Genomic DNA, 19938 nt, shown 5'->3' on the forward strand with positions numbered 1-19938 from the left:
TGCTTGTTGTACTCTTTGACAATGAGAACTTATTAAGAGTTTTGACCAGACGCACGGCTCCGTAAAACAGCTTTTATGCGTGCTAGGAGTTCACGGGTGTTAAAGGGTTTGGTGATATAGTCATCTGCACCTGCTTCTAAGCCCCAAACTTTATCAATGTCCTGGTCTTTAGCTGTCAGCATGATGATTGGTACTTTAGAAAATGCTCTGATGCGCCAGCAGATTTCCATGCCATCTATCTCTGGTAGCATTAAGTCCAAAATGATGATGTCTGGCACCTCTTTATGAAATAGTTTGAGAGCCGCTCGACCATCCGCTGCCGTTGTTACTTGGTAACCTTCTTTAACTAAGGCATAGCTCAGGCTAGCTCGCAATGCCTCTTCATCATCAACTAGTAAAACTTGTGTCATATAACTTTACCCTCCTAGGTAAAGTATACCTAAGAGAGCGGAATCCAAATTTTAGACATTTTCACCATAAAATACTAAGCAGAAAGAAATTGCTTTCTACTACGGTAAGTTCTTCTACGAAACAACTGCTTGAACTCAGATCTGGATATCACTCCTTTATCTGTAAATACCTGAGTGTTTTTGTTCCATAGAAATGCTGGGATTGTAATTACAACCCCAGCAAAGCTAATGAAAACCAGAATTCTTAACTATTGGTTGCCCTGATTAGTTGGTGTAGTGGTGCCACGGCGAAGATAACCTTGTACATTGCTAACCGCTCGTGTGGCATAAGGGTTGTTAGGACGTAGCTGAAGCGCCCTTTGAAAGTAAGCCAAAGCAGTTTGGTAGTCTCTTAGCTGGGTTGCCGTGTACCCAGCGTTCATGTATTGAGTAAATGCATCTTGCTGACCATTAGCTTGCCCAGCGCCAGTTTGACCAGTACCTGTTTGCCCAGAACCCCTTTGCTCAGTGCCAGTTTGACCAGTACCAGCGCCTGTACCACCCGTACCTGTACTGCCTTGACCAGCACCTGTGCCACCAGCGCCTGTACCGCCTTGACCCGCGCCTGTGCCACCCGTACCTGTACCGCCTTGACCAACACCTGTGCCACCAGTGCCTGTACCACCTGTACCTGTGCCACCTGTACCTGTGCCTGTGCCACCTTGACCAGCCCCGGTTCCGCCAGTACTGCCTTGACCAGTGCCCGTTCCACCCGTGCCGGTTTGACCAGCCCCGGTTCTACCCGTGCCAGTTTGTCCGGCACCCGTGCCGCCAGTGCCGCCAGTGCCAGTTTGTCCAGCACCCGTGCCACCAGAACCTGTTCCACCAGTGCCCGTACCACCAGCGCCTGTTCCACCAGTTCCTGATGTACCCTGAGCTAATAATTGTCCGCTTCTCCCAGTAGATTCAATTCGGCGATCGCGTTTATTGAGAGAGCTATCAAAGCTACTAGAGTTGGAATTGGCGAGTGCTAAGGCTGGCAAAGCGAGAAAAACACTAGCACTAGCAACGCCTATCAAGCTAACAAGTTTTGTAACTGAATTTTTCTGATTTTTTGCCTTCATGGCTATATCCTGAGTATTATGCTAAAAGCACTTTGAGGTTTCAAGCAGTCTGGTAAAAATTGAACAGATCTTGCTAGTTTAAAAAGATTTGAACTTGAAGAAGCTACATCAGTTAGAGCGCTAATGACATATTCTTGAAGCTTCTATTTAAAAAGTTAATTCTGTAACTTTTCCGGCTCGTCTACCTAAAGAGTCGTCTATGTGTTAAGTGAATATGTCTAATAGGTACTAAATCAGCTAACCTTATCCATTCGCCTTTGAGTTTTCGCGTAACTAGATGCTGAGTTTGATTGGATTATGACAAGAGACACCCCCTCAGGAAGGAGTGTCTCTAAAGTGTTCTTTATCCAAACTAAGTGGTTGTTTCCGCTTCAGGCAGAAGTCACAAGCCGTTTTCGTAGCGATTCAGCGCGGGTTTTTGCGATCAGATTATCGGGTTCATATTTCAACGCCTCTTCGTAGGTTTGCAAAGCCTGCGCTGTTAGCTTCTTGCGCTCGTAAACATGACCCAGGTTGTTGAGTGCCGTAATATAGCCTGGATTTAGCTTTATCGCTTCCTTGTACTCGCGAATCGCAATATCGTACTGTTCTTGTGAAAAGTAGGCAAAGCCAAGGGCATTGTGGACAGGAGAAAGGTTTTCTTCCTCATTGTCCACACCCTTTAGCGCTTTTTGGAGTACAACAATGGCTTGGGCGAAGAGTTTCTTATCCGTATAAATGCTGCCCAACTCGTAATACTCTTGAACTGTTCCTCGCTCTTTCTTGAGCTTTCCTTCCAGTCGAGAGAGTGCTGTCTCGACTTTACGAGTTTTAAGGACTTGACGGACTACCGCCCAACCAGCACTGGCAAGTATCACTAGCAAGACAGACAGATAAATAATAGGAAGTGAATTTTCCATGATTACGTGAAACTATAAGGCTTCAATATGATCTTATGGTAGCCCCCAAGCGGCAATCCGTTGTGCTAGCCACCCTGATGCTTGCCAACGAGCGATCGCTCCATTCACCCGTTGCCTTAAAGGATTGTACTGTAATCCCTTCGGCATCACGACACACAAGGCTTCCCCGGAAAGTCGCACAGGCAACAGCCGATACTCAGGATATTCTTGCACCCAACCTGTGAGGACACTGTTGTCAGCCGCAAACGCGATCGCCTCACCACTTTCTAGAAGCGATCGCGCCTCTTGGTAGGAATCAACCCCCACCAGCTTCGACGCTGGTAAGGCATAATCTACAACAGCAATTGTGCTAGAGCCATTGAGTACCGCAATCGTACCTGTCGCCACATTACTCAATTTGGCAATCGAGCGATCTTTGGTTACTAAACCAGTGCCATCCAGATAATAAGGTCTACTGAGGTTCACTAAGCGGGAACGAGAATCCGTTGCGGTTACTCTTGCGATCGCTAAGTCAACTTTTCCCTCTAGTACCGCATCGAGCCGATCAACATTCTTCACCGGCTGCAAAACAACAGCCTCAGGATTCCCTAAGAGTTCTTCCGCTAGATGCTTCGCCAAGTCGATCTCTAACCCTTGCAGATTACCCGCAGCATCACGAAAACCTAGCGGACGGAGATTATCTTTGACAGCAACAATCAACTTACCTCGTTCTTCAATCTCATCTAGTTCAGCACTTTGCACTGGCGCTAGGGCAACTAAAGACAAGGCTACGAATCCCGCTACTAAACTAAAGCTAAAGAACCTACGGCTAAACCCCATGGTGTACCTTGAACGGAAATCCAAGTTTGCGAACTAGTGTAGAGGTTTAATGAAGCAATGAAGCTCATGTAGAGACGCTACAGGTAACGCCTCTACTCTCTTTTCCCAACTCCTTAGCCTCTAGGCTGGGAAGCTAGTTCCACCACTTTGCCAAAGCTAGCTGGATCGAGTACAGCTAGTTGAGCAAGCATCTTGCGATTGATCTGGATATTGGCTTTTTTCATCAAACCCATCAGTTGGCTATAGCTAACACCATGCTGACGGGCTGCTGCGTTGATGCGAGTAATCCAAAGGCGTCGAAAATCCCGCTTGCGCTTCTTGCGATCGCGGTAGGCGTTGCGTAACGCCTTCATTACTTGTTGATTGGCTGTACGGAAGAGAGTGGAGTGTGAACCCCGGAAGCCTTTCGCCAGTTTGAGAATTTTTTTGCGTCGTTTACGAGCGACGTTCCCGCGTTTTACCCGTGTCATGGCTAGTTATTAGGTGTTAGTTGTTGGTTTTTAGTGGTTAAGACTAGTGTTTCTTTGAGGTTTGGAGGCTAGCGAGAAAGCAGGTTGCTCTTTAGCTAGCGCCTCATTCCTAATCTTTACAAATAGGGCAGCATCAAACGTACATTTCCTGCATCGCGTTCATCTACCAACGACAACTGAGACAGACGGCGCCTCCGTTGGGAGCTTTTGTGTTCTAGCATGTGGTTTTTGAACGCTTTGCGGCGTCTAATTTTGCCACTGCCTGTCGCTCTAAAACGCTTTGCGGCAGCTTTGCGAGTTTTTAGTTTAGGCATCGACTAATTTTAATAAGGACACAATCTATTATCGTACTACTATCTAGGACAGCAAGGCAAACGGCGATTTAGTATCAAATCGCGCTCTAGCTTTGAACAGACCTGTCTTCGCATAGAAGCCTTCCCGATCTGATACTGCACAAACCAACGGGTTGGATACTGATGCTGGCAGCTTTTTCTCACCACTTGCCCCCCTGCCAACCGATTCTGCCTGCCTAGATCCAGTCAATCCGCGTGGGGCTATCCTTGTAACTCTCGGTAATATTTCTAATTCTGTTGGTAATAATTTTGGATTCATTCGCTTTCGTGTTCGTGTCGAATAGACCATACAGAAGAGTCGCACGGAAGCTTACTTCTTGTGAGGAGGGGAGGAAGTGGCAAAACCGCTTGTAATATTTCCTTAACTCTATTTCTCAAACACATAGCTCAAATAAAGTATTTCACTTGTTTGGAAACTCTCATACACTTTGCTATCTTTCACAGCCGCAAATTCTTGTAAAGCGCCTTTGAGGAAAGGAGGTGAGTTAGTTTGAATAAAGTTCTGCCTGCTTTCATCCATTAACTCTAACGCTCGTAAAACATTCGGAGTAATCTCATTAACTTTAATTTGCTTAAGTCCGGAGTGTTCAAAAATCTGCTGGAGAGCTACTACCTCATCAACGGAACGGAAGTCAGCCCAGGAAAAAATACCTCCAGGCTTTAGCACCCTGTTCACTTCTTTAACAAAGTCTTCCATTGAGCCGTAGCAATGTGAGGATTCGACGTTCAACACTATATCAAAAACCTCATCATCAAATGGCAAAAATTCAGCATTCCCTTGTTGAAAAAACAAGTTTGGTAGTTGGTAATTTTTGCGAGATAGTTGAATATTATTATCCGAAAAATCAATCCCTGTCATCCTATCTGGTTTTAAGGATCGTGCCACATAAGCAGCTCCACCACCTCTGCCTGAGCCAACTTCTAAAACCTGTTTTCCTTTCAAATCTACAGCAGTTGCAACATAATGATAGAGTTGGATGAAATAACGATCATTTTCATCTTCCTCTGCCAACTTTAATTCACTTACATTCGGTTCCAGAGGTACAAATCCATAATTCATAAATCTCCAATCAGGTTGTTGGTAGTAGTTAGCAAGGAACTGATACCACCAACGCCATAAAGTGCGTTTAACAACAGGAGATAACTCTAGAAGAAAAAGAAAAATTTTTGTCAGCACAATTGGTTCCTGCTGGTTTTCAAAGCTTGTAGGGTGCGTTGCGTGAGCGCTAGCGCACTAAGACTTGCCGATAAAAGCATTTGGTTCAACAACACTGAATCGAGAAGATTTGCAGCATGGAGCAGAACCAGATTCTTGCTACTATATCCAAAACGTTGACCGCATCCAAGGAAGGACAGTAGACCTTACTCACGATCCTGCACCTGACTTAGTGATTGAGGTTGATATTACCAGTCCCTCTAGTAGAAGATTGGAAATTTACAGGCAGCTAGGCGTTCCTGAAGTTTAGCGTTATCTGGGGCGGACGGTACAAATTCACCAGCGACAAGCAGGAACTTACAATCTCTGCAACGATAGCCAAACGTTTCCTTTTGTTTCTGTCGAAATTATCAATCAATTTTTGCAGCAAGCAGAAACTCAGGATGATACTACCTTTATCCGTGCTTGGCGTAAGTGGGTAAGGGAGCAACTACGAGAAAAGGCAAGTCAGTGTTTGTGCAACGTTTCTGACACGACAGTTTAGTAAAGTAGAATCTATCAACACTTACGGGGTGAGCGTGTCAACGTAGCCACTCCACGACCCAGAGGGCATCAGGACACCTCCAAAACGCTGCACCTGTTCAACTGTCATTAAATAAACCCAAGCAAGCCCTAGCGATTGTCCAGATAGGTTGTAAGTTTCGATTTGCTGCCGGATGTATTCATTCTCTTCTGGTGTCCGATGCGGGTTGTAATCTTCTAATTCATCTAAGACATCTAAAAAAGCTGGATTAGAAAAGGTCAGTACGAAACCCTGAACTGGACTTTCGCCCGGTGTCATTGCCGGGTAACCCAAGGGGAGGTCGAACAGTTGACCAAATGCGATCGCTCTTTTCTCCTCTACTACCTTACCCTCGCAGTAGCGTTGATAGTTGTACTCCCCAGGCTTCAACGTGCCGTAGACAAAAACTTTTAAGTTACTCAAAGTTGGCTCACTCAAGAGAATGTATTGTATTTGTAGTATTGAAACGATTCGCAAGTCATGAATAACAAGATAAAAACACTCAAAGAAAAAATAAACCGACTTCAAGAGAAATTTCTTTAACAAGTAGTCAGTATTATTCAATAGTCATACAGGCACAAATCCCCATCAGGGATGTGTCAGAATACAACAAGCAAAAGGAAGAGAGCGAATCCAGTAGGAGCGATACTGTGGAGTCCCGTTATAACCCAGCAGAAATTGAGGAAAAGTGGCAAGAGACGTGGGCAGAGCAAGGCTTAGACCAGACCCCCACAGAGAAAGATAAGCCGAAATTTTATGCCCTGTCTATGTTCCCCTATCCATCGGGCAACCTGCACATGGGTCATGTCCGTAACTACACGATTACAGATGTTATTGCTAGGGTTCGCCGGATGCAAGGCTATCGGGTACTACATCCAATGGGTTGGGATGCCTTTGGGTTGCCAGCGGAAAATGCCGCGATACAGCGTGGCGTTCATCCCGCCAAGTGGACGTATCAAAACATTACTCAGATGCAGTCTGAGTTAAAACGTTTAGGACTTTCCTACGACTGGAACTGCGAAGTTGCTACTTGTTCCCCGGACTATTACAAGTGGACGCAGTGGATTTTCTTGCAATTTTTCCAAGCGGGACTAGCTTACCAAAAAGAAGCAGCGGTTAACTGGGACCCTGTTGATCAGACGGTATTGGCAAACGAGCAAGTTGATAGTGAAGGTCGTTCCTGGCGTTCCGGTGCAAAAGTTGAGCGCAAGTTGTTGCGGCAGTGGTTCCTCAAGATTACCGACTATGCCGAACAGTTGCTCAATGACTTAGATAAATTGACAGGCTGGCCCGAACGGGTAAAGCTGATGCAAGCCAACTGGATTGGGAAATCAGTCGGGGCTTATTTGGAATTTCCCATTATTGGCTTGGATGAAAAAATCGGTGTATTTACAACTCGTCCAGATACGGTTTACGGCGTTAGCTACGTTGTCCTCGCACCAGAACACCCTCTAACGCCCAAAGTGACTACAACCGACCAGAAAGCAGCGGTTGAAGCGTTTATTCAAGAAGTTGGGGAAGAAAGCGAGTTGGAACGCACAGCAGAGGATAAGCCCAAGCGTGGTATTCCTACTGGTGGTAAAGCGATTAATCCCTTTACAGGAGAAGAAATCCCCATCTGGATTGCTGACTATGTGCTGTATGAGTACGGTACGGGGGCAGTGATGGGTGTTCCGGCTCACGATACCAGAGATTTCCAATTTGCCAAGCAATATCAGCTCCCGATCACAGTTGTTATTGTTCCAGAACAAGGCGATGAAGCCAAGCCACTGGAGGAAGCCTACACCAATCCTGGATTTATGGCGAATTCAGGTGAGTTTGATGGCACAGCGTCTGTTGAAGGGAAACAGGCAATTATTGATTTCGCCCAAAAACAAGGTTATGGCAAGGCCCGGATACAGTATCGCCTGCGAGATTGGTTAATCTCCCGACAACGGTACTGGGGTGCGCCGATTCCTGTAATTCACTGCCCTAAGTGTGGAATTGTTCCGGTTCCAGAATCCGACTTACCTGTGAGATTGCCAGAGGATATTGAGTTTACGGGTAAGGGTGCTTCTCCTTTGGCACAGTTGGAGAATTGGGTAAATGTGTCCTGTCCGAGTTGTGGCACAGCAGCGAAGCGGGAAACGGACACGATGGATACGTTTATAGATTCCTCGTGGTATTTCTTGCGCTATCCCGATGCAAGGAACGAGTCACAAGTTTTTGACCCTGCCAAAACGAATGACTGGATGCCAGTTGATCAGTATGTGGGTGGGATTGAACACGCGATTTTGCATCTACTTTACTCGCGCTTCTTTACTAAGGTATTGCGCGATCGCAAATTGCTCAACTTTGACGAACCCTTCCAACGCCTCCTAACTCAGGGTATGGTTCAGGGCTTAACCTACATGAATCCGACAACGGGTAAATGGATTCCTTCTGACCAAGTAGATCCCAGTGACCCCAAAGACCCGGAAACGGGGGAAAAGCTGGAAGTCTCCTACAAAACGATGTCGAAGTCCAAGTACAACGGGGTCGCGCCGCAAGACGTGATTAATAAGTACGGGGCTGATACCGCACGGATGTTTATCCTCTTCAAGGCACCCCCAGAAAAAGACTTGGAATGGGAAGAAACGGATGTAGAAGGACAGTTTCGCTTCCTCAACCGTGTCTGGCGATTGGTAACAGATTTTGCCACGCATCAGGGTGCAAAGCCTTCCTCTGGGGATGGTGATTTAAGCAAACCTGAAAAAGACTTGCGACGGGCAATCCACACCGCAATTAAATCAGTTACTGAAGATTTAGCGGATGAGTACCAATTTAATACGGGTGTCTCGGAGTTGATGAAACTCAGTAATGCTCTAACTGATGCAGGCTGCAAAGATTCAGCCGTATATGCAGAAGGGATTGAAGCCCTAATATTGCTTTTAGCCCCTTTCGCGCCTCATATTGCTGAGGAGTTGTGGCGGATAACGGGTCATAGTTCGTCAGTTCATACCCAAACTTGGCCTGAAGTTGATTCAGCGGCTTTGGTTGCTGATGAAATTACCTTGGTGATTCAAATCATGGGCAAGACTCGTGGCACTCTAACTGTACCTGCTCAATCTGACCGTGCAGCATTGGAACAGTACGCTCGTGACTCGGAAGTTGCCCAGCGCTATTTGGAGGGCAAGGAGATTAAAAAGGTAATTGTTGTCCCTGGCAAGCTGGTGAATTTTGTGGTGGCTTAGACCTTGGGGGAGTATTGCTCCCCCTTGTCTCTAGAGCAACTTAGCAAGCGTGAAGAAGGCAGACGGCTTTTATGGATGCAATATGGTGAGAGCAACGAGACCTGTTACCAATGCAATCCACCAAATCAAAGATTTTGGTGGAGAGGCTTAAACCCTTGCTGACTGTCATGTCGCCAAAAAGCACCAGCTTTTGGCAGAAGTCAAGCCTTCTGCCATCTGCTATAGCTAGTAACTACTGAATCTGACAGAATTTGCGATCGCGATCAGACTGAGGGTCTTGCCAGGAATAAGCAAAATGGCTCACGCTATTGATTTGCGGAGCGACACGGCGGATTGCTTGCATCTGGGCTTCTAAGGATGGGCGATTACTCACAGGTCGTCCCCAAGTGCCTGCCAGTGCAGGTATGACTTGAGTATTACCAGGCGCTCGATCCGCAACTCGCTTGACCAACGATTCGATACAGCTAGTATTACTATTACCACAGACACCATAAGACATTGGATGCCACTCAATTGAACCGGGGAATCGATCCCAAGGTTGGAGTCGGGAGTCATATCCACCTCGACCGACACCTTGATTCCCATCCGGGAAAAATACGGCTCCTGCTTTGATTCCACTGCGTTGAGCGGGAAGGGTGGCTAAAGAGAGAAAGTCAATGACACCTTGGGCAGCGTGAGCAACACTGAGTTGCCACAGTTGCCATTTGAGCGTGGCAACTGTCTCTGTCGGTGAGGGGGTACGACCTTGCCAGAGGGCAGGCCCCTCACCTGGGTAGAGTTGATTTACAGCCGCAATGTCGCCATCGCTAATCGAACCTTGACGGATATAGCGGGCGATGAGTTCTCGTCCCTTGTTGTTGAGGGCGCGATCGTACAGTGCTTTTTGTGCCGCCTCTCCATAAATCCATAAATCTTGGACTTTGGTAACAACGGAATCGCTGCCTGAACCACGGGGATAGCGAATGTAATCAAATAAAATGCCGTCAGGGCGTCGCTTTGCTATCGCTTGAACGAGCTGGTAGTAGTCAGTCTTGGCTTGCTGGCTGTAAGGGTCAATGAAGGCTTGGGAGCCATCCTTGACGAAGGATAAGCTGGTTTCGCCTCGACCGTTGCGAGCGAGTATGCCTTGTCGATCATAACGCTGGGCGTAGGAGTAGCCAAAATTCATCGTATACATCCAGGCATACACCCGTAACCCCCGCTCATGCCCTTTTTGAATCGCCTGAGCTAATAAATCAACGTTCTCGCTTCCAGGTGTTCGTATAACTGAGGGCCAAGGTGTTGGATTCTCTGATACGGGTAAGAGTGTCTGACCGTCAAAAAACACCTCAACGTAGACTTGGTTGTAGCCTCGGTTAACAATGCGATCTAGAATCTCATCGATCGATCCTGCACGAACATCACAAGGGTACAAGCGCAACCAAATGGCTTGGGTATTCGGCCAAGTGCGATCACGGCATTGCCGCAAGTAGTCAGCGTGTTGTTTTAAAAGAGCTTTGTAGCGTTTATCGGAATCTGCATTGCCTTTTAGGGCGCTGACTCGTAAGTTTTCTTTTTCAGCGATCGCCGCGTTGGAGAACTGGCAATATGCCTGTGTTTGAGCTTGAGCTGTTTGCGTCAACCACCAAGACTGACTGACTAGACTACTAGTGGTCACGAGTGTGGCAACTGCGGCACGATAGAGACGCTGTCTGTATCGCGTCCCTTTCAGAAAACCATTTGACATTCCTACAAACCACAAAAGAATTGAACGTGGGCGTCCTCAGTCTTAGCAGACTGCTAACAGATCGGCAAATATAACATTTTTCAGCTAATTTTCCTTTCGTGGCTCTGGCTCACGATTCCGGACAATCTTAAGAGGATTTTTTCACAAAAAAGAAGGGTTTGACTGCTCAAACCCTTACCCCATTGGTGTTTTAAGCTTAAGTTATCGCGATCACATTTGTGTCGCTTCCTTATGACCCTCGCTTCAGAGCATTCTCGACTTGTTGAAATTCCTGCTCCAAGCGTGTCTTCAATTTTTTCGGGAGAGGACGGTTGGGATAAGAGCTGTAATGACCTGCCAGAGAATTTAATGCCGTTCGCATCGTGGTAAAGGAACTAAGTGTTGCGACAGAGCTATCTCGACGATAGCGAGAGGCAAAGTCATTAATTTTCCCCCGCGCTTCTGCTTGCGCTGCTGCCTTCTCTGGTGCATCTTCCGGTAATTCAATCGCTGTTCTCAAACTCTGCAACAAGGCAAATGTATCCTGACGGTAATCCCCAGTCAATCCCGTGGTACTGCTGTTTGAGGAACATCCCATCAGACCGATGACAGCAACCAAGACAAGGGCAAGAAGACGTGACAAGTAGCGCTTCATATGCATGATTAACGACAAATGAAATTTCAAAATTAGAACTGATCCTATCTTGGATTGGCGCACTCAGGGATCAGTGGAAAGAGGGAGGAGGAAGTGGGGAATGGGGAGTAAGTGCAAAGGAAAAGTTACGTTTATTGAGCTTTCTACCTTTTTAACAAGGTCTGAAGAAAAGCAAAATCTGATACAGCATTGAGGAGAACAGAGAGCTATTAGTGTTTTCATGTTGCATCAGAACACTATTATTGAATTTCCCCGATTTATCCTTGAGGTTCGCCCAGCTTCCCTTCAAATCAATTTGATAATCAGCGCATGAGACAACCTGATTTGACTGTTAGGGAACATGGATTTATAAACCTCAATTCTTTGGGTAGAAGTATGACCGTCCCATGCCTATACAGGCTTTGCCGTTGGTAAATTGTTTAATCCATGTTCCTTAGCTCAGGCGAATATCGCCATATAAAGTAGCAAATCTTCAGAAAAAGAAATTTTGTGAGATATTGATTTATTTAAAAAATACTAATATAATCATACATAGTAATAAGTCAGCCTAATTTATTTTCTGCTTCAATAAAGGTTCATTTCGCAAGCAGAATCTGGAACGGGGGAACCATTTCCTGGGGCAAATCTTCCAATTTCACTTCGTTCTGAGAACGGGGGAAATAAGGAGAAGGACATCTCTCAGTCCTAGCCCGTCAGCTAACTCCGTAGGCATGGAGAGGAGACTGAAAGTACAACACTTTAGATTTATTGTGTGTTCTCGTCAGTGTCCTTGGCTGGTAACTGTCCGCTTCGTTGCACCTGCCTGTAGACTCTGAGGAGCCGAAATTTTCGTGTCAACTCCTGGGTCTGAGGCAGGGAAGCTACCCATGAGGTGAAAATCTACTATGTTCGTGAATCAAAAGAATCGTGTTGCCTTAATTTCTGTTAGTGGCGATCCAGCAGCGGAAATTGGTCAAGAAGAGGCTGGAGGGCAAAACGTTTATGTGCGCCAAGTTGGATTAGCACTCGCTCAGCAAGGATGGTCTGTGGACATGTTCGCCCGTCGAATCAGTCCTGATCAATCCGCTATCGTTCAACATGCACCGAACTGTCGGACAATCCGCTTAACAGCAGGCCCACAAAAGTTTATTGGTCGAGATACTGTCTTTAACTACCTGCCAGAGTTTGTTCAGCAATTTCTAGCATTCCAGAAACAAGAAGGTATTCAATATCCCTTAGTTCATACCAACTATTGGTTATCTTCTTGGGTTGGGATGGAATTAAAAAAGCACCAATCTTTGGTACAGGTACATACTTACCACTCTTTAGGAGCGGTGAAGTATCGGTCAGTTAGTGACTTACCTGCGATCGCATCAACGCGCTTAGCGGTAGAAAAAACCTGTTTAGAAACTGTGGATTCCGTGGTTGCAACGAGTCCCCAAGAAGGGGAACACATGCGTAAGCTCGTTTCTACCCAAGGAACAATTGAAATGGTTCCCTGTGGCACTGATATTGAGCGTTTAGGTTCAGTTGATCGGCTGACGGCACGGGGTGAGTTGGGGATTCCTGAAGACGCGAAAGTCGCCTTGTATGTTGGACGGTTTGATCGGCGTAAGGGAATTGAGACACTAGTAAGAGCGATCGCATCCTCTAAGTTGCGTGGAACTAGTGATTTGAGATTGATCATTGGGGGTGGTGCTCGTTCGGGAGAGAGCGATGGCATTGAACGCGATCGCATCCAGAGTATTGTTAAAGAACTGGGTATAGAAGCAATTACTACCTTCCCTGGACGACTTACCGAATCCGACTTACCGATTTACTACGCCGCCGCAAATGTTTGTGTCGTACCTAGTCATTATGAACCCTTTGGTCTAGTGGCAATTGAAGCAATGGCTTGTCGGACACCCGTCGTTGCCAGTAAGGTTGGAGGCTTGCAGTTTACCGTCGTGCCAGAAGTCACAGGTTTACTTGTACCGCCCAAAGATGATGCCGCATTTGCCGAAGCAATTGACCGTATCCTCGAAAACCCGGCTTGGGGAGAGCAACTTGGGGAAACAGGTCGGCAACGGGTAGAAATTGCCATGAGTTGGGATAGTGTGGCATCCTGGCTTGGATGCCTGTATGAGAAACTAATTTCTCAAAATGCGCCTGTTTCTGCCAAAACCTCTCAAGTAGCCGCCTAAGAACTTTTAGCGCTGCATACTAATCGCCTAAAAATGTAGGGGCAATCCTTCGTGGTTGCCCCCAAAGCTGACGAGTGAACGCTGATAGCGAAGCTGCTTTATCAGTAGCTTAACCGAAGCGTCCGCTTACATAATCCCGTGTTGCTTCTTCCTTTGGTGTTTGGAAGATAACTTCTGTTTGGTCAAACTCAACTAAGTAGCCCTGTTTCCCACCTTTATCAGTTGCTTTGGCATTGAAAAAGGCAGTCATATCAGCTACTCGTGTAGCTTGCTGCATATTGTGAGTCACGATCACAATCGTGTACTTCTCCTTAAGCTGGTGCATCAAGTCTTCGACTTTAAGTGTGGAGATGGGATCGAGAGCAGAACAAGGTTCATCCATCAGTAGCACCTCAGGTTGAATTGCTAGAGCGCGTGCAATACATAAACGCTGTTGTTGACCTCCAGACAGCGACAAACCACTCTGTTTGAGCTTATCTTTCACTTCCTCCCAGAGAGCGGCTTGAGAAAGGCTTCGCTCAACCAATTCATCCATATTGCCTTGATAGCCATTGATACGGGCACCAAAGGCAATGTTTTCATAAATTGACTTGGGAAACGGGTTCGGTTTTTGAAAGACCATACCAATGCGGCGACGCACGTCCTCAATGCGGTTGTCAAACTTTTTGTCGTAGAGATTTTCGCCTTGGAACGTAATTCTCCCTTCCACCCGTGCTCCAGAAATTAAGTCATTCAAGCGGTTAAAGCATCTGAGTAGTGTACTCTTACCACAACCTGAAGGACCAATAAAAGCTGTAATTTTGTTTTTGAAAATATCAAGAGAGACATCCTGAACTGCCAAAAATGAGCCATAGTAAACAGAGGCATTTACCGCTCGTAAAACAGCTTCATCTGTAGCTGTCGATGAACTATAAGAATTGGTAACTGATTTAGGCTGCATAGAATCAAGAAAGTATAGAAAGAAAAGCAGTGTTAGGAGCAAGGTATCGATGTGAGAAAAAGTCTAATATTTGATACCTAACTATCTGTTGACCTGAAACTTATTTCTCAGATAGATTGCTGTGGAATTCATTAGCAATAGCAAAATCATCAAAACGATAATTGCTGCCGCTGCATTATTATGGAAATCCGTTTGAGGACGGGAAACCCAGTCAAAAATCTGAATCGGTAGAGCTGTAAATTGGCTTTGCAATCCATTTGGGGTGAACGAAATATAGGCTAAAGCACCAACAACAATTAGCGGTGCTGTTTCTCCAATCGCGCGTGAAAGTGCAAGGATTGTACCTGTCAAGATACCGGGTAGAGCCTGGGGAAAGGTATGCTCCCGAATCACTTGCCAGCGCGTTGCTCCTAGAGCATAACCCGCTTGACGTAGACTTCCTGGAATTGCCCGCAATGCTTCGCGAGTTGCCACAATGATGATTGGCAAAATCAACAAGCTCAAGGTTAAAGCCCCGGCTAAGATACTACGTCCTCCAGTAATCGGTTCCATTAAGCGTACAAAAACGCCTAAACCCAGTAACCCGTAAATAATTGAAGGAACAGCGGCTAAGTTAGCGATGTTGATTTCGATAATCCGAGTCCAAATATTATCCGTTGCGTATTCCTCTAGAAAAATTCCAGCGCCAACTCCTAGGGGGAAGGAAATCAAAGCAACTAAGAACAACAGCCAAATACTACCTGCCAAGGGTGCCAGAATTCCAGCTCTCGCAGCACGGCGAGAGGAAAAACTAGTAAGAAACTGCCAATCTAAGCGAGGAAGACCATCGATTAGAACATCAATGAGTAAGAGTAGTAACACTATCAAGCCAACTAGGGTGGCAACAAGTGCAGTGATCGCAAATAATCGATCAAAGTTATAGCGCTTAGGTAGGTTTAACTTGAACCTTGCATCTTCTGAGGAAACAGCTTGCGATACAGGTTGTGCGTCTTGTGCCATTAATCGTATTTCTCCTGGAAGCGACGGACAAACCAAAAGGTAAAGATGTTCAGAACTAAGGTAATCAAGAACAAGGTCATCCCGACAGCAAACAGTGTTCTGTATTCAAGCGAACCTGTTGGAATATCTCCCTTACTCGTTGCCACAATGTAGGCAGTCATAGTTTGAACAGCGACGAACGGGTTAAGTCCCAATTGCGGGTTCTGTCCAGCCGCAACGGTAACAATCATCGTTTCCCCAACTGCGCGGGAAATTGCTAAAACAAATGAAGCGACAATTCCCGATAGTGCAGCAGGTAACACAACACCTGTAATAGTCTCACGCTTGGTCATCCCCAACGCATAGCTACCTTCCCTTAGACTTCGCGGCACGGCATAAATCGCATCCTCACTCAGGGAAGCAACAACCGGGAGAATTGATATCCCGACAACCAAGCCAGCACTCAAGGCATTAAATCCTTGCAATCCAGGAATGAATAACCGTAAAAAAGGGGTCACAGTCAACAGTGCAAAGTAGCCAAATACAACAGTCGGCACGCCTGCTAGAATTTCGAGAGCCGGTTTTAACCAGCGACGCAGCTTAGGAGAGGCATACTCACTCAGATAAATTGCTGCTAAAAGACCAAGGGGCAACGCTACAAGAGCTGCAATCAGCGAGGTGCGAAACGTACCGCTAATCAGGACAAGAATTCCATACTGTTTGTCTGTAAAACGGGGTGTCCACGCCGTATCCGTCAAAAAACGCCACAGCGGCACTTCCCGGAAGAATTCCACTGTTTCATAAATCAGCTCTAGGATAATACCGATCGTGGTTACAACAGATAAGAACGCAAAAATAGCAAAAATACTCTTTACAACTTGCTCAACGAGCTTAGCCGTCTTCCTGTTTGGGCGGAACATCCCAGAATCAGGCGACTCGAAGGATTGCGAATTCGTAGGCATTTATAAAGGGAACCTCATAAAAAAGGGTAATACCATTTAGTCAAAATCTTGTCACAATTGGGTCAATAGCTTTTTATTCAAGGTTCATTAGTCTTATTACTTTAAGCTTAGAAGAAAGGTGAAAGCTCGTTCTTTTCCCTCACAAGCGATAGTGAACCGCAGATTGCTCTCACCTTAGCCCTATAGTTGAGTGCTCAATTGTCCATGAATCCTGGTTATAGTGTCATTGTTAAAACCAATTGGTATTAAACACCAGAATCTCAAGCTATTTCCGGTGAGTTAGGGGTACTTCCTACTCTGGAGGTTGCCTCTAAGTGTAAAGTACCCCGGCGGGATAGAGTATGAGTTTTATCTCTTTTTCTTTCCCCACTTTCTTGTCTCAGCTTAAGAGCAGGCTCTATTTCTCTTTCTCTAGCAGTTCTTTGATCGTAACGCCTACTGCTTCCTTACCCCCAAACGCTGAACCTACTTTACCTTGCTCGAAACGTGATTTAACTAAAGCTACAGTATCATCGGGTAAAGGAACGTATCCTACTTCTGAGATTAGCTCTTTATTGTCTGTTGCAAGCGCAAAATCAACTAAAGCCTTAACTTCTGGACGTGCTGCCGCTTCTTTCTTGACATAGATAAACAGAGGTCGTGATAGTGGTGCATAAGTACCATCAGCGATTGTCTGTGGGCTGGGCGCAACGCAGCCGTTTCCACTATCAATCTCCACTAGTTTAATCTTATCTTTGTTCTGCTCATAGTAGGCGTAGCCGAAGTAGCCAAGCCCACCCTGGTCTTGAGAAACACCCTGAACTAAAGTATTGTCATCTTCACTCGCGGTATAGTCGCCTCGGCTTGCACCCTCTTCGCCATTAACGGCATCAGTGAAGTAGTCGAAGGTACCAGAGTCAGTACCTGGGCCGTAAAGTGCTAGAGGCTGATTGGGAAAACCTGAGCGAACCTGGCTCCAGTTAGAAACCTTACCCTGAGATGCCGGTTCCCACATTTTTTTGAGTTCATCAACTTTAAGGCACTGAGCAAAGTTGTTTTGGGGGTTAGCGACAACCGAGAGACCATCATAGGCAACTGGTACTTCAATGTACTCAATATTGGCTTTCTGGCAGAGTTCAATCTCTTCTTCCTTAATGGGACGAGAAGCATTAGAGATATCGATTTCACCGGCGCAAAATTTCTTGAAACCACCGCCAGTACCAGAGGAACCTACTGTAACCTGAACCCCAGAATTAGCTTTTTGGAACTCTTCCGCCACGGCTTCCATGATAGGAAGCACTGTGCTAGAGCCATCTGCCTGTACTTGACCAGACAAGTTAGAGCCAGCGGCAGTACCAGCGGCTGGACTACTGCCGCCTGCATCGCCAGAAGGAGCAGAGGACTGATTACCACCGCAAGAAGCGATCCCTACCATTAAAGTGGCTACGGATGCCAGGGATACTAAATGAGTCTTTTTGGACAACATGGAACTTTCCGAATTTTCATTATAGGGGTCACTCCTCGCAGCTTATCGCGTGAGCGTAAAGGCAAGGTTAAGGATAAGCCTAAAATAGGGCTTGTATTGCGTATTTCTATGATTTAGGTGACCTACTAAACTATAGTAGCTCTGTAAAAGTGGTATGATCACTGCGTTTCAATCCCATTATCAAAGGGGCAAGTGTGGTTCAAGCACCTTTGTCTAACGTTAGTCATTTGTCAAGTACACAAGAGAAACTTGAAAACTCTCAAGTATCGCTGAACAAGTGGCTGCAAAATTTAACCGAGCGAATTATCAAAGGCGATCGCATCAATCGAGAAGAAGCGATCGCTCTAACTCAGATCGAAGGGCAAGAAAACATTTTGCGGCTGTGCGAAGCCGCTGACCAAGTACGCTTAGCTTGCTGTGGAAATACAGTCGATTTGTGCAGTATCGTCAACATTAAGTCAGGCAACTGCTCAGAAAACTGTGGCTTCTGCGCCCAATCAGCACACCATCCTGGGAAAGATTCCCCCATCTATGGTCTGAAGCCCAAGGAAGAAATTCTCGCTCAAGCGAAAGCGGCTGAGTCAGCCGGGGCGAAACGCTTTTGTTTGGTTAGTCAGGGGCGTGGACCGAAGTACAATAGCCCTAAATCTCCAGAGTTTGAACAAATTCTGGATACAGTACGAAAAATCATTACCGAAACTGGCATCAAGCCCTGCTGTGCGCTGGGAGAAGTAACACCAGAACAGGCGCAAGCGCTTAAAGAAGCTGGTGTGACGCGCTACAACCATAATTTAGAGGCATCGGAGAACTTTTTCCCAGAAATCGTTTCAACCCATAGCTGGCGCGATCGCGTGGCGACGATCAAGAACTTGAAAACCGCTGGTATCCAAGCTTGTACAGGTGGCATCATCGGGATGGGGGAAACTTGGGAAGATCGGGTTGAGTTAGCCCTGGCGCTACGAGAACTAGAAGTGGAATCAGTGCCACTCAACCTGCTAAATCCTCGCTCTGACACACCGTTGGGAGAACGCCCCAAACTAGATGTTTATGAAGCATTAAAGGCGATCGCAATTTTCCGGCTCATCCTACCACAGCAAATCCTCCGCTATGCCGGAGGGCGAGAAGCGATTATGGGTGAACTGCAAGCCTTAGGGCTGAAATCCGGGATAAATGCCATGCTGATCGGGCACTACCTCACCACAATGGGGCAACCACCAGAGCAAGACCATGCCATGCTCGAATCCTTGGGACTAACAGGTGGTGAGGCACCAATTCCCGGAGAGTACCCGTCTTCTTAGGTAATAAGAAGTTGGCATTCGTTCAAGCAGAGGGAGAGAGATGCAAGAGAGAGTATAAAATTAGATCTTTCCGATACAAGCCAGACTTATGTTCAATAGTCTTTTGTGCTGTATCCGCCGTTTCTCTTCTTTCTCTCTTTCTTAATCTATGATTGCCTTTTACTTTTTACCGTTTTGGCTTCTAGGCCCTAGCTGACTGTGTCTGCTCCCAATGAACTTCTATGGGCATTGATTGGCTTACTGCTAACCATTGGTGGCACTTTTGTGGAAGCATTTGTCACTAATCCACCGTGGAATTGGTCAGCGCAAGGTATCCACACAACCTCCCTCGGTGTCACCTTTCAAATCGGGGCAGTGCTACTCGCGGCTTGTTTAGGTGGCAGAACTGCTGGTGCCCTGTCTCAGATTGCTTACGTTGTAATAGGTTTAAACCTTCCAGTCTTTACCCAAGGCGGTGGTATCAGTTATCTCAAAGAGCCAAGTTTTGGTTACTTACTGGGCTTTATTGCAGGTGCCTGGGTTTGTGGTTTTTTCGCCTTTCGGATGCCGCCGCGTGTTGAATCATTAGCCTTTAGCTGCATTTGTGGTCTCCTAACTATCCATTTCTATGGTTTGGGCTACTTGATTATTTTCCACATCATCAACTGGGCAACAATTGGAGGTATGCCTTTACTACAGGCAATCATGAAATACTCAATTTATCCCCTACCAGGGCAGTTAGTGGTGGTCTGTGCTGTTACAGTTTTAGCCTTTGCCCTACGGCAACTCATGTTTTATTAAGAGTTCATT

At 46.2% G+C, this 19938-nt stretch carries 20 protein-coding genes and 1 riboswitch; of the genes, 5 read left to right on the plus strand and 15 right to left on the minus strand.

Features of this window, described 5'->3' with window-relative positions; translation table 11 throughout:
- Window positions 1-32: 32 nt before the first annotated feature.
- From AC5JL3_RS28155 to AC5JL3_RS28190, 8 genes are all read right to left on the minus strand, one after another.
- Entirely contained in the window at window positions 33-410 is a 378-nt protein-coding gene (locus AC5JL3_RS28155; protein WP_192221393.1) for a response regulator transcription factor, read from the minus strand.
- A gap of 248 nt (window positions 411-658) precedes the next feature.
- The gene (locus tag AC5JL3_RS28160) at window positions 659-1513 is read right to left on the minus strand and encodes a tetratricopeptide repeat protein (RefSeq protein ID WP_496077602.1); all 855 of its coding nucleotides are present in this window, start codon (window positions 1511-1513) and stop codon (window positions 659-661) included.
- A gap of 371 nt (window positions 1514-1884) precedes the next feature.
- Window positions 1885-2412: a tetratricopeptide repeat protein gene (locus AC5JL3_RS28165; RefSeq protein WP_496077603.1), complete on the minus strand. Its 528-nt coding sequence runs from the start codon at window positions 2410-2412 to the stop codon at window positions 1885-1887.
- 33 nt (window positions 2413-2445) lie between these two features.
- Window positions 2446-3177 carry a transporter substrate-binding domain-containing protein gene (locus AC5JL3_RS28170; protein ID WP_496077604.1) on the minus strand — a complete coding sequence of 244 codons (732 nt, stop codon included), beginning with the start codon at window positions 3175-3177 and terminating at the stop codon, window positions 2446-2448.
- A 167-nt stretch (window positions 3178-3344) separates the two neighbouring features.
- Window positions 3345-3701, minus strand: coding sequence for a 50S ribosomal protein L20 (gene rplT / locus AC5JL3_RS28175; protein WP_192221389.1), 357 nt, complete (start codon window positions 3699-3701; stop codon window positions 3345-3347).
- 116 nt (window positions 3702-3817) lie between these two features.
- Window positions 3818-4015 carry a 50S ribosomal protein L35 gene (gene rpmI, locus AC5JL3_RS28180; protein WP_192221388.1) on the minus strand — a complete coding sequence of 66 codons (198 nt, stop codon included), beginning with the start codon at window positions 4013-4015 and terminating at the stop codon, window positions 3818-3820.
- A gap of 43 nt (window positions 4016-4058) precedes the next feature.
- The gene (locus AC5JL3_RS28185) at window positions 4059-4313 is read right to left on the minus strand and encodes a hypothetical protein (RefSeq protein ID WP_496077605.1); all 255 of its coding nucleotides are present in this window, start codon (window positions 4311-4313) and stop codon (window positions 4059-4061) included.
- A gap of 108 nt (window positions 4314-4421) precedes the next feature.
- On the minus strand, window positions 4422-5231 hold the full coding sequence (locus tag AC5JL3_RS28190; RefSeq protein ID WP_496077606.1) for a class I SAM-dependent methyltransferase: 810 nt from the start codon (window positions 5229-5231) through the stop codon (window positions 4422-4424).
- Window positions 5232-5295: 64 nt separating this feature from the next.
- Between AC5JL3_RS28190 and AC5JL3_RS28195 the strand changes: the two genes are divergently transcribed.
- Window positions 5296-5520 (plus strand): Uma2 family endonuclease, encoded by a 225-nt coding sequence (locus tag AC5JL3_RS28195; protein WP_496077607.1) that lies wholly within the window; start codon window positions 5296-5298, stop codon window positions 5518-5520.
- 255 nt (window positions 5521-5775) lie between these two features.
- Here the strand turns inward: AC5JL3_RS28195 and AC5JL3_RS28200 are convergent, their stop codons facing one another.
- Window positions 5776-6210: a gamma-glutamylcyclotransferase family protein gene (locus AC5JL3_RS28200; protein WP_496077608.1), complete on the minus strand. Its 435-nt coding sequence runs from the start codon at window positions 6208-6210 to the stop codon at window positions 5776-5778.
- Window positions 6211-6422: 212 nt separating this feature from the next.
- Between AC5JL3_RS28200 and leuS the strand changes: the two genes are divergently transcribed.
- The gene (leuS, locus tag AC5JL3_RS28205) at window positions 6423-8984 is read left to right on the plus strand and encodes a leucine--tRNA ligase (protein ID WP_496077609.1); all 2562 of its coding nucleotides are present in this window, start codon (window positions 6423-6425) and stop codon (window positions 8982-8984) included.
- A 232-nt stretch (window positions 8985-9216) separates the two neighbouring features.
- Here leuS and AC5JL3_RS28210 read toward each other — a convergent pair whose 3' ends face one another.
- Together AC5JL3_RS28210 and psb27 are read right to left on the minus strand one after the other, a co-directional pair.
- The gene (locus AC5JL3_RS28210) at window positions 9217-10710 is read right to left on the minus strand and encodes a family 10 glycosylhydrolase (protein WP_496077610.1); all 1494 of its coding nucleotides are present in this window, start codon (window positions 10708-10710) and stop codon (window positions 9217-9219) included.
- Between the two features lie 229 nt (window positions 10711-10939).
- Window positions 10940-11344 carry a photosystem II protein Psb27 gene (gene psb27 / locus AC5JL3_RS28215; RefSeq protein WP_192221381.1) on the minus strand — a complete coding sequence of 135 codons (405 nt, stop codon included), beginning with the start codon at window positions 11342-11344 and terminating at the stop codon, window positions 10940-10942.
- A gap of 575 nt (window positions 11345-11919) precedes the next feature.
- Window positions 11920-12070, plus strand: a riboswitch (cyclic di-AMP (ydaO/yuaA leader).
- A 158-nt stretch (window positions 12071-12228) separates the two neighbouring features.
- Here psb27 and AC5JL3_RS28220 point away from each other — a divergent pair.
- Window positions 12229-13506, plus strand: coding sequence for a glycosyltransferase (locus AC5JL3_RS28220; RefSeq protein WP_496077611.1), 1278 nt, complete (start codon window positions 12229-12231; stop codon window positions 13504-13506).
- Window positions 13507-13615: 109 nt separating this feature from the next.
- On the opposite strand, the gene pstB is transcribed toward AC5JL3_RS28220, so the two are convergent.
- The 4 genes from pstB to AC5JL3_RS28240 form a co-directional block, all read right to left on the minus strand.
- On the minus strand, window positions 13616-14446 hold the full coding sequence (gene pstB, locus AC5JL3_RS28225) for a phosphate ABC transporter ATP-binding protein PstB (protein WP_496077612.1): 831 nt from the start codon (window positions 14444-14446) through the stop codon (window positions 13616-13618).
- A gap of 81 nt (window positions 14447-14527) precedes the next feature.
- Window positions 14528-15445 (minus strand): phosphate ABC transporter permease PstA, encoded by a 918-nt coding sequence (gene pstA, locus AC5JL3_RS28230; RefSeq protein ID WP_496077613.1) that lies wholly within the window; start codon window positions 15443-15445, stop codon window positions 14528-14530.
- The gene (pstC, locus tag AC5JL3_RS28235) at window positions 15445-16386 is read right to left on the minus strand and encodes a phosphate ABC transporter permease subunit PstC (RefSeq protein WP_496077614.1); all 942 of its coding nucleotides are present in this window, start codon (window positions 16384-16386) and stop codon (window positions 15445-15447) included. The genes pstA and pstC overlap by 1 nt, the downstream gene beginning before the upstream one ends.
- A gap of 397 nt (window positions 16387-16783) precedes the next feature.
- Window positions 16784-17851 (minus strand): PstS family phosphate ABC transporter substrate-binding protein, encoded by a 1068-nt coding sequence (locus AC5JL3_RS28240; RefSeq protein ID WP_496077615.1) that lies wholly within the window; start codon window positions 17849-17851, stop codon window positions 16784-16786.
- Window positions 17852-18060: 209 nt separating this feature from the next.
- Here AC5JL3_RS28240 and bioB point away from each other — a divergent pair, with 209 nt between their 5' ends.
- Together bioB and AC5JL3_RS28250 are read left to right on the plus strand one after the other, a co-directional pair.
- Window positions 18061-19149, plus strand: a complete 1089-nt coding sequence (gene bioB / locus AC5JL3_RS28245) for a biotin synthase BioB (RefSeq protein ID WP_496077682.1) — start codon at window positions 18061-18063, stop codon at window positions 19147-19149.
- Window positions 19150-19347: 198 nt separating this feature from the next.
- The gene (locus AC5JL3_RS28250) at window positions 19348-19929 is read left to right on the plus strand and encodes a biotin transporter BioY (RefSeq protein ID WP_496077616.1); all 582 of its coding nucleotides are present in this window, start codon (window positions 19348-19350) and stop codon (window positions 19927-19929) included.
- The last annotated feature ends 9 nt before the right edge of the window (window positions 19930-19938 follow it).

Source organism: Symplocastrum torsivum (genome assembly GCF_059505465.1).